Annotated in this window: 13 protein-coding genes; 8 read left to right on the forward strand and 5 right to left on the reverse strand. The window is 47.8% G+C overall.

Annotated features, from left to right (window positions below; all coding sequences use genetic code 11):
* Nucleotides 1-365: 365 nt before the first annotated feature.
* From pssA to NYE38_RS01345, 5 genes are all read left to right on the forward strand, one after another.
* Nucleotides 366-899, forward strand: coding sequence for a CDP-diacylglycerol--serine O-phosphatidyltransferase (pssA, locus tag NYE38_RS01325; protein WP_003156712.1), 534 nt, complete (start codon nt 366-368; stop codon nt 897-899).
* The gene (locus tag NYE38_RS01330; protein WP_025650172.1) at nt 890-1,378 is read left to right on the forward strand and encodes a DedA family protein; all 489 of its coding nucleotides are present in this window, start codon (nt 890-892) and stop codon (nt 1,376-1,378) included. Before pssA ends, NYE38_RS01330 begins: the two co-directional genes overlap by 10 nt.
* The gene (locus tag NYE38_RS01335; protein ID WP_015239079.1) at nt 1,371-2,186 is read left to right on the forward strand and encodes a phosphatidylserine decarboxylase; all 816 of its coding nucleotides are present in this window, start codon (nt 1,371-1,373) and stop codon (nt 2,184-2,186) included. The genes NYE38_RS01330 and NYE38_RS01335 overlap by 8 nt, the downstream gene beginning before the upstream one ends.
* A 42-nt stretch (nt 2,187-2,228) precedes the next feature.
* On the forward strand, nt 2,229-2,504 hold the full coding sequence (locus tag NYE38_RS01340) for a hypothetical protein (RefSeq protein WP_025650173.1): 276 nt from the start codon (nt 2,229-2,231) through the stop codon (nt 2,502-2,504).
* Between the two features lie 106 nt (nt 2,505-2,610).
* Nucleotides 2,611-3,579, forward strand: a complete 969-nt coding sequence (locus tag NYE38_RS01345; RefSeq protein ID WP_003156708.1) for a rhodanese-related sulfurtransferase — start codon at nt 2,611-2,613, stop codon at nt 3,577-3,579.
* Nucleotides 3,580-3,615: 36 nt separating this feature from the next.
* Here the strand turns inward: NYE38_RS01345 and gltP are convergent, their stop codons facing one another.
* Complete coding sequence (gltP, locus tag NYE38_RS01350; RefSeq protein ID WP_007409006.1) at nt 3,616-4,866, reverse strand: glutamate-aspartate/proton symporter GltP; 1,251 nt, start codon at nt 4,864-4,866, stop codon at nt 3,616-3,618.
* A gap of 370 nt (nt 4,867-5,236) precedes the next feature.
* On the opposite strand from gltP, the gene NYE38_RS01355 reads away from it, so the two are divergent.
* A complete protein-coding gene (locus tag NYE38_RS01355; RefSeq protein ID WP_340801444.1) occupies nt 5,237-6,304 on the forward strand; it encodes a branched-chain amino acid aminotransferase in 1,068 nt (355 codons plus the stop codon).
* Nucleotides 6,305-6,344: 40 nt separating this feature from the next.
* Here NYE38_RS01355 and NYE38_RS01360 read toward each other — a convergent pair whose 3' ends face one another.
* The 4 genes from NYE38_RS01360 to NYE38_RS01375 form a co-directional block, all read right to left on the reverse strand.
* Nucleotides 6,345-7,748, reverse strand: coding sequence for an amino acid permease (locus tag NYE38_RS01360; RefSeq protein ID WP_162886252.1), 1,404 nt, complete (start codon nt 7,746-7,748; stop codon nt 6,345-6,347).
* Nucleotides 7,749-7,861: 113 nt separating this feature from the next.
* On the reverse strand, nt 7,862-8,809 hold the full coding sequence (gene mmuM, locus NYE38_RS01365; protein ID WP_017419331.1) for a homocysteine S-methyltransferase: 948 nt from the start codon (nt 8,807-8,809) through the stop codon (nt 7,862-7,864).
* Nucleotides 8,810-8,924: 115 nt separating this feature from the next.
* On the reverse strand, nt 8,925-10,361 hold the full coding sequence (locus NYE38_RS01370; RefSeq protein WP_017419332.1) for an alanine/glycine:cation symporter family protein: 1,437 nt from the start codon (nt 10,359-10,361) through the stop codon (nt 8,925-8,927).
* Nucleotides 10,362-10,385: 24 nt separating this feature from the next.
* Nucleotides 10,386-11,369, reverse strand: a complete 984-nt coding sequence (locus NYE38_RS01375; protein WP_017419333.1) for a glutaminase — start codon at nt 11,367-11,369, stop codon at nt 10,386-10,388.
* Between the two features lie 243 nt (nt 11,370-11,612).
* On the opposite strand from NYE38_RS01375, the gene NYE38_RS01380 reads away from it, so the two are divergent.
* Both NYE38_RS01380 and NYE38_RS01385 read left to right on the forward strand, forming a co-directional pair.
* Nucleotides 11,613-12,905 carry a sensor histidine kinase gene (locus NYE38_RS01380; protein WP_340801439.1) on the forward strand — a complete coding sequence of 431 codons (1,293 nt, stop codon included), beginning with the start codon at nt 11,613-11,615 and terminating at the stop codon, nt 12,903-12,905.
* A gap of 1 nt (nt 12,906) precedes the next feature.
* Nucleotides 12,907-13,854 (forward strand): DNA-binding domain-containing protein, encoded by a 948-nt coding sequence (locus tag NYE38_RS01385; protein WP_017419335.1) that lies wholly within the window; start codon nt 12,907-12,909, stop codon nt 13,852-13,854.
* The last annotated feature ends 170 nt before the right edge of the window (nt 13,855-14,024 follow it).

Genomic DNA, 14,024 nt, shown 5'->3' on the forward strand with positions numbered 1-14,024 from the left:
TTTTTTAATTCTTGAAACTTTTTATGTCCGCAATCGTTATATGTAATGTTCTCATTTAACAGATAAGAAAATAACAATACATCATACGGCTTTTCATTCATCATAAACGGACAATCCGGATCGCGGCATGGAATATTTAAGCAGGGTAATCCGGAATAGAGGAAACCATGATTGCTTACCTTAATATGAACGGCGAAAAAACAAAAATCACCAGATTAGATTGTTCAAATAACACCAAATGCTGTATAATAAAAGAATTTGAATGATAGCATTGAAAGAATTTCATTTTATGTTTCCTTAAAATGTATTCTTTATGCATACGCAGTCCGATTTGATATGGTTTTAATTGGAGGTTTGTGTAAACTGTGAATTATATACCTAGTATGATTACAATTGGAAATTTCATTTGCGGGCTCTTATCGATTCATTCCCTTTTGTATCATAATATACACTCTGCGGTGATCTTTATTTTCACCGGGATGTTCCTTGATTTTTTTGACGGTTTGGCCGCCCGTAAGCTGAACGCGGTATCGGAGATGGGAAGAGAGCTTGACTCTTTTGCTGATCTCGTGACGTTCGGCGTAGCGCCGTCCATGCTCGCTTACAGTGTTTCATTATATACGCTTCCGTTCATCGGAATTTTAATCGCGCTTTCCTACAGCATCTGCGGGATGATCCGTCTTTCCAGATTTAATATTGAACAAAGCAAGCTGCCGACGTTTATCGGGATGCCGATTCCGTTTGCGGGTATGTGTCTTGTCATTTTGAGCTTTATCAATAACGCTTTTCTTCTGGGGGCGGGAACGATCGCGCTCGGTTATTTAATGGTCAGCAACATTAAATTTCCGCACTTTAAAAAACAGGCGCCTGAAAACCTGGAGAGCAGAAGATGGAATTAGTTCAGCAATTAATATCCGATTACGGATATATCGCGATTTTTCTCATGCTGACACTCGGTATTATCGGATTGCCTATTCCGGATGAAGTCATGATGACGCTTGTGGGCTACTTCGCTCATATAAACGTGCTGAATTACGGGCTCTCCATTCTGATCAGCTTTATCGGAGCGCTCCTTGGGATGATTATCAGCTACTTCATCGGCAGAAAAGCCGGCCGCCCGTTTATTAATAAGTTCGGGAAATGGGTCGGCCTGAAGGAAAAGAGGATGGCGAAAGTAGACAGGTGGATGAAGAAGTACGGGCCGTACACCATTATTTTAGGTTATTTTATCCCCGGCATCAGACACGTGACCTGCTACTTTTCCGGAATCGGCAGAATGGAATTCAAAACCTACTTATGCTTCGCCGCTATCGGAGCGTTTTTATGGTGTTTTATTTTTATTACTATAGGAAAATTCATAGGAGTAATCAATGTTTAATACTGCCGCTAAAGTTCTTTACCGTTCATTGATTGAACTGACTAATAATCGATTGACGTCTTATCTCATTAAAAACTTCTGTGAATCGAAACTGAGCAAGCCGATGATTCCGCTGTTTTCCAAACACTATCGCATTAACTGGAATGAAACGGAACGCACGGCTTCTGACTTTGATTCACTGGCGTCATTTTTCATTCGTGATATTAATTTGAATCTCCGCCCCGTGGCAAAAGAGAAGAACGCCATCGTCAGCCCGGTGGACGGCGTCGTTCAGACGGTGGGCATGATTAATCCTAATCAAACTTTCATGGTAAAAGGGAAGGATTATTCGTTCGCCGAACTGACGGGGTTTAAAAGCGCCGATCACAAGTATAACGGCGGGTGTTTTGCCGTGCTTTACCTGAGCCCGAGACATTACCACCGCTTCCATTCTCCCGTCAGCTGCACGTATCAGAAGCTGGCCGAGCTGGGGAAACGCTCCTATCCCGTTAATACGATGGGGTTAAAGTACGGGAAAGACGTGCTCTCAAAAAATTACCGTTATGTGTACGAGCTGACCCGTGCTGACCAGCAGATGCTCATGATTCCGGTAGGTGCGATGAATATTAACTCGATCGTTCAGACAAACACCGGAAACAGGCTTGAGACGGGGGAAGAGCTGGGCTATTTTTCATTTGGATCGACCGTTATTTTAGTATTCGAGAAAGATATGTTTACCCCTTCGGATAACCTGACTGAAGGCCGTGAATTACAGGTCGGTCAGATCATCGGTTATGCGGAGTCACAGGAGGAGGCGTCCGCTTTATAAAAGCTGCTCCTCTTTTTTATATGGTGTAAGGAAGTGAACATTATGGAAGAAAAGGATTTGGCAAAGCTGATAGAACAGTACCAGCATACAGGGGATCAGCAAATTCTTGAAGCCGTGCGGGACGCATGCCAGCCTGTCATTGAGGCGCTCATCTCAGAACTGGCTGAAGACAGCGCGGATCTTCTGCGGACAAAAGGCCGTGACCGTTTTCCGTTTATTATCGTCAAGTATCAGACCGCGGCCGGCCTTTCGCTTGAGACCTTTTTGCGCAATACGTATCGGTTTTATTTTCAGCAGGTTTTAAAAGGCGAAGCGTGACTGGAAGAAAGAGTACGGACGGAAATGTTCATCTTTCGCCCGTTTTCCTGTATGATATAGTATAGTGTGCGTGATCATTAATATAATTGAACAGGGTGTATAAATCATGGAAAAACAATATAGAGTTTTACTTTATTATAAATATGTAAAGATTGATGAGCCTGAAGAGTTCACGGCTCAGCATTTGAAGTTTTGTAAGGAGCTCGGTCTGTTAGGCCGTATTTTGATTTCTGAGGAAGGCATTAACGGCACGGTGTCCGGAACGGTTGAACAGACGGAACAATACATGAATGCGCTGAAAGCTGATCCGCGTTTTGCCGACATGCCGATCAAAATTGACGAGGCTGACGGCCATGCATTCCGCAAAATGTTTGTGCGCCATAAAAAAGAGCTGGTGACGCTTCGTCTCGAAGATGATGTTGATCCGAATGTCACGACGGGCAAGCATTTGAAACCGAAAGACTTTTATGAGCAAATGCAGGATCCTGACACGATCGTGATCGACGCCAGAAACGACTATGAGTATGACCTCGGTCATTTCCGCGGAGCGGTCAGACCTGATATTGAGGCGTTCCGTGAGCTGCCGGACTGGATTGAAGAGCACAAAGACATGCTTGAAGGCAAAAAAATCCTCACGTACTGCACAGGCGGCGTACGCTGTGAGAAATTTTCCGGCTGGCTGCTGAAGCAGGGCTTTGAAGACGTGTCCCAGCTTGACGGCGGTATCGTCACTTACGGTAAAGATCCTGAAGTGCAAGGGCAGCTGTGGGACGGACAGTGCTACGTGTTTGACGAAAGAATCAGCGTACCGGTCAACCGCGTAGAGCACGTCATCATCGGAAAAGATTATTTCACGGGCGAGCCGTGCGAGCGTTATGTGAACTGCGCAAATCCGGCATGTAATAAAAAAATGATCTGCACACCTGAGAATGAATACAAATACATGCGCAGCTGCAGTCACGAATGCCGTACGAACGAACGCAACATGTATGTGAAAGAGCACGAAATGACTCAGGAAGAAATCAATGAACGCCTTGCTTTGATTGAAAAAGAGGATCATGCGGCGATTGATTAATAGAAAAGACCACCAATGAGGTGGTCTTTTTTGTGTTTACATACTTTCTGTCCGTGCGGTCTGGTCTGCCGTGACGGGTCCTTTATATTTGAATGCTTTTTCCCACTTAGACACGACGATGCAGGCGACCGCATGGCCGGGCACGTTGACGCCGGTCCGCGCCATGTCCATGACGCGGTCGACACCGGCAATGATGGCGACGCCTTCCGCGGGGAGACCGACCGCATTCGCTGTCGCCAGAAGCACGACGAGTGAGCCTGACGGGACGGCGGCAATGCCTTTGCTTGTCATGACGAGCACAAGCATCATCAGAAGCTGCTGAGAAAGCGGCATCTCCACATGAAACGCCTGCGCCAGGAAAATACAGGACACCGATAAATAGAGGCTGGAGCCGTCACAGTTCAGCGATAAACCTGACGGAACCACAAAGGAGACGACCCGCTTCGGACAGCCATATTTCTCCATCCGATCCATCAGCTGAGGCAGAATGGTTTCTGTGCTTGTCGTGGAGAAAGCGATCAAAAACAGATCCCAAATCATTTTCAGCACTTCAAAGTACTTGATTTTAAAGATAAGCCCCACGATCGGAAACAGAACGAAGAGTATCAGGAACAGCCCGAGAAACACAGTGCCGATCAGCTTCAGCATCGGGAGCAAAAGCGCGATTCCGAATTGTCCGACTGAGGCGGCCATCAGGGCGAGAACGCCGATCGGAGCGGTGACCATCACCATCTGCGTCAGTTTGAACATAATATTTGCCGTGGATTCGAAGAAACTCATGACAGGTGCGGAGGCTTTGCCGATGCCGGCTGCGGCAACACCGAATAGGATCGCGAAAAAAATGACGGCGAGAAGATCATTTTTCGCCATAACGTCAATGATGTTAACGGGGATAATATCAAGAAGCATTTGTTTCAGGTCGACTACTTTTTCCGTATAGCCGGAAAGCTCGTGAATATCTTTTTTAGCAAGATGAGAGAGGTTAAGTCCGACTCCCGGCTTCAGTACGTTCGCCAATAACAGACCGAGCGCCAGAACAAGCGTCGTAATCACTTCGAACCAAATAATCGTTTTGATGCCGAGACTGCCCATTTTTTTCATACTGCCGCTGCCGGCGGCTCCGATGACAATGGTTGAAAACACGATCGGCACGACAATCATTTTAATCAGGCGGATAAATCCGTCTCCGACGGGCCGCAGCGCCATCCCGAAATCCGGGAAGAAATGGCCGATCAATGCTCCGATGGCTAAAGCGATCAAAATCTGGAATGCGATAAATTTTTTCAAGCGAATCCCCCTTTTACTTGCGCATTTCATACGTAATTCGTGAAGCAGGCGGCAACCACCTTCCTCTCCGCCATAAATTTGTCACATGATTGACTGTGCGAAAGGAAGGATTGCTTTACATTATGTAAGCGCAATCATTGAATATGACAGAAAGTCCTCATTGAAAAAAATGAAGGAGCATAAGAATAAAGAAAGATTTCTGCTGAAAATATTAAAAATTTTGATAATTATCCTCTTATAAGTGGTATATTTGATATGATATGGTCAACTGCATTCTCATATATCTGTGCATACAAGATTCGGGACAGAGAAAACAGGCAGCTTATAAAAGACTGAAAATTTAAACAATTACAAGAAAGGTGTGCTTTTGTTGAATCAACTGATTGAAAGACGTAAGGTCACAGCAAGAAAAGAAAAACCGGATTCCGCTTCATTGGGATTTGGCAAGTACTTCACAGATTACATGTTTGTCATGGATTACGAAGAGGAGAGAGGGTGGCATGATCCGAGAATCACACCTTATGAACCGGTCCGCCTTGACCCTTCCGCATCGGTTTTCCATTACGGGCAGGCCGTATTTGAAGGGCTGAAGGCTTACAGGTCAGAAGACGGCCGGGTGTTGATGTTCCGTCCTGACCAAAATATAAAACGGCTGAATAAATCGTTACGGCGGATGAGCATGCCGCCTCTTAACGAGAAGCTGGCGCTGGAAGCATTGATACAATTGGTGGAGCTGGAGCAGGAATGGATACCGATAGAAAAAGGAACCTCTTTATATATCCGTCCGTTTGTGATTGCGACTGAGCCTTCTTTAGGCGTCCGGCCTTCAAAGCGTTACAAGTTCATGGTTGTTCTGACGCCTGTCGGTTCGTACTACGGCGATCAGCTGAAACCGATCCGTATTTATGTGGAGGATGAGTATGTGCGTGCCGTCACCGGCGGAGTGGGCGACGTCAAAACGTCCGGAAATTATGCGGCCAGCTTACAGGCTCAGCGGAAAGCCGAAGAACTGGGGTATGATCAGGTGCTTTGGCTCGACGGGGTGGAAAAGAAATATGCCGAAGAGGTAGGAAGTATGAATATCTTTTTCATCATAAACGGAGAGGCCGTAACGCCGTCATTAAACGGAAGCATTCTCGGGGGCATCACACGCGCATCTGTGATAGAGCTGTTAAAAAGCTGGGGCATCCGTGTCAGGGAAGAACAGGTCGCCATTGATGACATCTATGAGGCTGCGATGAGAGGCGAGGTGTCAGAGGTATTCGGTACGGGAACCGCGGCCGTCATCTCGCCGGTCGGCGCGCTGCACATTCACGGAGAAACGATTGAGCTGAATAACGGTTTGATCGGTGAAGTGTCAGAAAGGCTCTATGAAACGATTGCCGGCATCCAAGTCGGGAAGGTGCGGGATTCGTTCAGATGGGTGGTTGAAGTATAAATGAAAAAAGAACCCTTGCGCCGCAGGGTTCTTTTTTCGGTTATTGGGATTTTACGGCTTGCACGCGGGCTCTGCTTTTCCGGTTTTTCAAGTAATAAGCGGTGTAGCAAACGGCCATAAATGCAATTCCGCAATAAAGGGCGATGGCCTGGTTCGGATCAAAAGCGATGCCGATACAGGAGGCGAGGCACAGGAGAAAGGCCGCTATCGGTACGGCCGGATATCCCGGCGTCCTGTATTTCAAGTCTGAAAGCTGGTGCCCTTCTGTAAGAAACCGTCTTCTGAACAAAAATTGCGATGCGGCGATGCTCATCCACACAGCCACTACCGCAAATCCTGAGACGGAGACGAGAACAAGATAGACTGTATCCGCTGCAAATACGCTTGACAACAACGACAGAATGCCGCCGATCATACTGAAGATCAGAGCGTTAAAAGGAATGCCTTTAGAGGTCAGCCTGGCAAAGGCGGGATGAAGCTCCCCTTCTTTAGACAGGGACCACAGCATACGTGATGACGCGTACAGCCCTGAATTGGCCGCGGACAGAAGCGCCGTTAAAATGACGAAATTCATCAGATCGGCCGCATAAGGCACGCCGACTCTGTCAAATACCGTGACAAACGGGCTTTCAATCACACCGGCTTCCTTGATGGAGATCATCCCTGACAGCACAAAAATCGTTCCGATAAAGAAAAGCGCCAGCCGCCAGACTGTGGTCTTAATGGCGCGCGGAACGGTTTTTTCCGGATCGGCGCTTTCCCCGGCGGCGATTCCGATCAATTCCGTCCCTGAAAAGGCGAAATTTACTGAAAGCATCGTCATCAGTATCGGGAAAAAGCCATTTGGAAAAAGGCTGCCGCCATCCGTAAAGTTCGACAGCATAGGTGCGGCCTCACCGCTTTTCATCGGGACGAGGCCGAACATCGCCGCTCCGCCCAATAAAATAAACAGTAAGATGGCTAAGACTTTAATGCTTGAGAACCAAAACTCCGATTCAGCAAAAAATTTCACGGAGAAGGCGTTTAATAAAAAGATGAAAAGAGCGAATACCGCACTCCACATCCAAACTGAAGTATGCGGGAACCAGCGCTGCATGAAGAGCCCGGCCGCCGTGAATTCAGAGCCCAGCGCCACCGCCCACGTCAGCCAGTACAGCCATGCGACCGTAAAGCCCGTCGCGGGCCCGATATAGGTCTTCGCATAGGTGTGGAATGCGCCCGTCACCGGCATGGCCACTGACAGTTCACCGAGGCAAAGCATGACAAGATAGACGATGCCCGCGCCCAAAAGGTAAGCGAAAATGGTGCCCGCCGGACCCGCCTGATGAATGGTATACCCAGAGCTTAAAAACAGCCCCGTTCCGATCACACCTCCGAGTGATAGCATAAAGAGGTGTCTGCTTTTCATACTTCTCTGAAAATTCGTCTCGTTCTTGTTGTTCATTTTTTTCCAACTTTCTGCGAGGGCCGTTCTAATAAAAAATCTCATGCCGGCGAACGGCACGAGATTCCGGCGAACCGGCTTTTTGAATAGAATATACAAACTATTCCGATTAGTCAAGTTGTTTTTAAGGTTTTGGCCCAATCGGCAATGGCTTGGATGTCCGCGGGTTTCGTCCGGCAGCAGCCTCCGATCAGGCTCACGCCGTTTTCGTACCAGCTTTGCGCGCTTTTTCCGAAATGGTTTTCGCACGCTGCGCCTTTCCAGGTTTTTGTCACCGGGTCATATTGTTCACCGGAGTTCGGATAGGCGATAATCGGTTTGGATGCTGCCCGTTTGATTTCTTCTATCAGCGGCGGAATATGTTCGATCGGTGTGCAGTTGATGCCGATCGCTGCGATTTGGCTGCAGGAGTCAAGCAGGGACGCGCATTCGGAAATAGGCGTGCCTTCGCTGATATGCCGTCCGTCTTTAGCGCTGAAGCTGATCCATGCATAAGTGCCGGGGAATTCCTCCAGCAGCCTTGTGATCGCTTTTGCTTCTGACAGGCACGGAATGGTCTCACAGGCCAAAAGATCGGCACCGGATTCTATGAGGGCTTTCATCCGGGGGCGGTGAAAGCTGATCAGCTCATCTTCCGTCAGTCCGTAATGCCCGCGATATTCAGAGCCGTCAGCGAGGCTCGCGCCGTAAGGTCCGATAGAAGCGGCGACCAAAGGTTTGGGCCGGTGTAAACGGTTTTCTTCATGCGCCCAAAATTCATCGCGTGCTTGTGCGGCAAGTTCAACAGATGTCTGAATGAGACGTATCGCATCGGTTTCCGGGATGCCGCGCGCTGCAAATCCTTCAATTGTCGATTGATAACTGGCGGTGATCGCGCAATCAGCGCCGGCGGCAAAATATTCTGCATGCACCTGTTTGATCAGTTCGGGTCTCTCCAAAAGAATTTTGGCCGACCACAGATCGTCATGTAAATCACAGCCCATCCGCTCAAGCTCGGTTGCCATCGCGCCGTCTATGATCATAACCGGGTATTCATTTAATATTTGTGTAATGGGATTCATAGGCCTTCCTTTCTGACTTTACTGAAAATATATAAAAAGGGTAATGGACGCTATTCTCTTTGTCAATGAACCGGCGGAAAAAAGGTGTTCAGGACGCTGCCCGAACACCTTTTGTTTAGGAAATGTTTTTGCCTTTCGCGCTTTTCGCGATATCTGAATACTCCCAGCATTCGATCCCGTCATCATCAGGGAGCACATCTCTGTAAAAGACGGGGTCCTTTCCGGCTTTCTTTTGCCGGGCATAATCGCTCAAAGCGGCAAACGCTTTTTTCGACAGAAGGAAAATCGCGATTAAGTTCACGACCACCATTAAACCCATGAACAAGTCAGCCATATCCCACACAAGCTGGACTTTGGAAATACAGCCGAACAGTACCATTCCGAGCACGCAGATGCGGTAAATGAACAGCCATTTTTTATTCTGGCTTAAAAATCCGATATTGGTTTCTCCGTAATAATAGTTGCCCATCAGAGCGCTGAAGCCGAACAAAAGCATTAAGACGGCAAGGAAACCTGACGCCCACGCGCCGATATGGTCGCTCAAGGCGGCCTGAGAAAGCGCGATGCCGCTCAGTCCCGGCTGGTGATAAGCGTCTGAAAATAAAATGATAAGCGCCGTGCTTGTACAAATGACGAGCGTATCCGTCAGGACGCCGAATGCCTGAATGAGCCCCTGTTTCACCGGGTGGCTCGTCGTAGCTGTCGCCGCCGCGTTCGGAGCGCTTCCCATACCCGCTTCATTTGAGAAAATCCCGCGTCTTACACCTTGCATCAAGGCCGCACCTAAAGCGCCGCCCGCTGCCTGATCAATGCCGAACGCATTTTTTATGATTAGCGACAGAACGCCGGGCAATTGGGTGATGTTCGTCAGAATGACAAAGAAAGCGACACCGATATATAAAACGGCCAAGACGACTACGATGTATTCCGCCATTTTCGCAATTCGTTTGACGCCGCCGAAGATTACGCCGCCGAAAACCAAGATTAAAATAATGCCCAATGTAAGCCGGCTGGTGCCGAATGCGTTTTGAAAGGCGACGCTGATCGTATTGGATTGAACGGAATTAAAAACAACCCCGAATGACAGTGTGATTAATACGGCGAACAGCGCGCCCATCCAGCGTTTCTTCAGGCCTTTTTCCATGTAATAGGCAGGTCCGCCGCGGAATCCGTTTTGATCTTTTACTTTATAAATTTGGGCCAGCGTGCTTTCAACAAAGCTTGAAGCCGAACCGATGACTGCGATAATCCACATCCAGAAAATAGCGCCCGGACCGCCGAGTGCGATCGCAATGGCGATTCCGGTAATATTCCCGGTTCCGACACGCGCCGCCATACTGATGCAAAATGCCTGAAACGGGGAAATGCTGTTTTTTGTCCGGGCGGCCGCGCCTTCCTTCAAAACCCGGATCATTTCCTTCAGCATGCGGACTTGCAGACCCTTTGATCTGAACGTAAAAAACAGTCCCAGAGAAAGAAGCAGTACGATTAACAGTTTTGACCATAAAAAATCATTTGCCGAGCCGATTACATTTTCAAGGAATTCCTGCATCCAATCACCTCTTGGTTCATTTGATTAAAAAATACTGAGCTCCCACTCCTGTGCAATATGTTTCAGCAGCATGCCGCCGGTCAGGCTGTTGCCATATTCATCAATGGCCGGACCGTAAATGCCGATGCCGCAGCCGTTATGAAAAGGCTGCTCTCTTCTGGCGCTTGGGGGAACCAATGCCATGATGCCGCCGGATACCCCGCTTTTGGCCGGGACGCCGACGAAAGCCGCATATTTGCCTGACGCATTGTACATCCCGCACGTCAGCATCAGGGCTTTGGCGAGTTTCGCGACATCTTTCGGAATGACCTGTTCCCGTCGGATCGGATGGTAGCCGTCATGGGCAAGTATCAATCCGATTAAAGCGATGTCCTCGGTTGTACTCTCCATGGCGCACTGCTTTAAATACACTTCAAGCGTTTCTTCCACATCCGCCTCGAGAAAGTTCGTTTCTTTTAAATAGTAGGCGAGCGCTCTGTTCCGATGTGCGGTCTGCCATTCAGAACGGAAGACCTCCTCGTGAATGTGAGGCCGTTTTCCTATTAATTTTTCAAAAACGGAAAAGAGATATTCTAATTTATTATGCGCCGTTTCACCCGGAAGCAGCGAGGCGACGGTAATGGCGCCGGCATTGATCATCGGATTGAAGGGCTTCCCGGGTTTATGGATTTCAAGCCGGATGATAGAATTAAACGCATCACCCGTCGGTTCCACGTCCACACGATCCAGCACATAAGGAATGCCTCTGGACATGCAGGCGGCAATAAAGCTGATGACTTTTGAGATGCTCTGCAATGTGAACGGCACATTCCATTCACCGGCATGAATCATTGAGCCATCCGGCTCTAATATACAAATGCCCAGCTGAGAGTCGTTGATTTCTCCGAGGGCGGGTATATAATTTGCGCTTTTTCCATTGACGGAAAACGGTCGGTAATGCTCGACCCAATCTTGTAAAAGTGAAGCCAGTTCCTCTTTTTCAAGGCGCTCTCTGACCATATCTTTCATAACATTCCTCCTCTATTGCAAGCCTGTCCGAAGCGGAAACCGGTCTTGGAAAACGTTTTCAAAAATAGCGTGTTCCATGTTAATGTATAATGACATCTACAGAATCATACAAAATACGACAAAATCATTCTTAAAATAAGCCGATAGATTTATAAATCAGCCGGAGCGTCCCGCCATTCGGGTCTAAAGAAATTTGCGGACTGTATCGGTCTTGTTCAAAATAGACAGAAGAAGGAAGTGATTGTGATCAGGCTCGACTATTTACTGAAAAAAGACGGCTATCTTTTCGCCCTTATGCTGATCACCGTGCCGCTGGCGGGGGAACTGAAATTTTACCCCCTGAATGAGGTATATCGGATCAGCTTCGGCGCCCCGGCTTTTTTCTTTTTTCTTCTGCTGCTTCGGCATGTGCCGGCGGTATTGTCAGGGCTGTTGACAGGTGCAGCCGTTGTGGCATTCCGGATCGGCCTGGCGTGCTGGGGGGGAGAGCATGCCGGATTTACGGCGGCTTTTTTCAGCCAATATCCCAGTTTCTTTTTTTACTTTACATATGCCTGTTTGTTTTATGTGCTGAAGGTCAGGCTTTTTTGGGATCGGCCGCTCATGATCGGGTTTCTCAGTTTTCTCATTGAAATGGCGTCCGATGCCGTTGAAATGACGGTTCAGTTTTCCGGCGGCAAGCAGATTATGATGCCGGACAAGCTGGCGGATATTGCGGTTATCGCTGTTTCTCACACATTTATTGTGCTGAGTTTTTTCAACGTGATGAAGCTGCACGAATCTCAGGTCAGGGAAAAACAAACGAGAAAGCAGCATGAGCACATGCTGATGATTGTGTCTAACTTATATGAAGAAACGATTCATCTGAAAAAAACGTTAAAAACGACGGAGCATGTGACGAAAGAATCCTATCAGCTGTATCGGGAAATGAGCGGGAACGACCGGGAGCTCGGGAGCCGAATGCTGCGCCTTGCGGGAGAAATTCATGAAGTGAAAAAAGACAATCAGCGAATATTCGCCGGTCTGTCGAAGCTGATTTCAAATGAGAGATTCCGGGATTACATGAATGCCGCCGATCTGGTCGGCCTCGTTATCCGCATCAATGAAAAATACGCCGAATCTTTAGGCAAAGACATTCAATTCAAAAGCGTGATTGAAGGAGAACACCCCGATTATCACGTCTTTACCGTCCTGTCGATCTTAAATAACCTGACCGCCAATGCCGTCGAAGCCATGGGTGACAGGGGTGAGATCCGCCTCGCGCTGCGCAGGGCTGAGGGGGAGATGGCCGAATTTGAGGCGGAAGATGACGGTCCCGGCATCCCGGAAAAAATCGGAGAGGTAATCTATGATCCCGGATTTACGTCCAAATACGATGAATTCGGCACACCTTCAACGGGCATTGGGCTTTCATACGTGAAGGAAATCGTAACCGAACTTGACGGAGACATTTCCTTTCATAACAAGCCAAAAGGCGTCATATTTACGATTAAACTGCCGGTGAAGCATTTGATTGCAGAAAGGATGAACTCATAATATGCGTTTTTTTATAGCTGATGATGACCGGGCGATCCGTTCCATTTTAAAACAGATGATTGAGGACGAGGACTTAGGCGAAGTCGTCGGTGAGGCAGAGGACGGAAGCCAGATTGAAGGGCATTATCTCCATTTCAAACAAGTCGATATTTTATTAATTGATCTGCTGATGCCGGGTCGGGACGGGATTGAGACGATCCGGCATCTTCAGGGGTCGTACAACGGAAAAGCAGTGATGATATCGCAGGTGGAGGCAAAGGAAATGGTGGGAGAAGCTTATTCTCTCGGCATCGAATACTTTATCCATAAACCGATCAACAAAATCGAGATCGTCACCGTTTTGCGAAAAGTAAAAGAGCGGATTGAACTGGAAACGTCGATCGGCGACATCCAACACTCGTTAAGCCGTCTTATTCAGCGGAATGAGCCGAAAAAAAGCGGGCCAGGGAGTGTGCGCGAGAAATCAATCAAAGAAACAGGAAAATTTCTTTTATCGGAATTAGGCATCGTGGGAGAAAGCGGGGCGCATGACCTCATGGCCGTCCTTCACTATTTATTTGAGGATGAACAGGCGGAAAGAAACATCCCGTCTTTAAAGCAGATGTTTACAAACGCCGCCATCCGGAAGCTGGGGCCTGCGGCGGCACAAGCTGAGGTTAACAGAGAAATCAAAGCCTCGGAACAGCGGATCAGAAGGGCCGTCATTCATTCGTTAAACCATTTCGCCTCATTGGGCACAACTGATTTTTCAAACCCCAAATTTGAATATTACGCCTCGAAATTCTTTGATTTCCCCGCTGTCAGCAAGAGAATGAAAGAAATGCAGGCTAAGGAAACCGTGCCGCTTTCTCCGGTTAAAGTGAATATGAAAAAATTCATTCACGTCTTTTTTTTGGAGGCGAAAGATTTACGTGAAGGATCAAAATTTGTCAGCGGAGGCAGCCGGTAAGCTGATAAATAAGGTTTACATATATAAGGTTTTTGTGTAAAATAATGTTAACTAAGAAAGAACGGAGGGGTCCTGATGGCAAGTCAAAATCCGGTTTTCGCACTAATAAAATAGTGTCAATGTCTCTGCCTTGAGCGCGGAGGAAACCGGGATTGTCTGCCTGAATAAAG

The sequence above is a fragment of the Bacillus sp. EU63 genome, from assembly GCF_038592915.1.
Lineage (GTDB): Bacteria > Bacillota > Bacilli > Bacillales > Bacillaceae > Bacillus > Bacillus velezensis.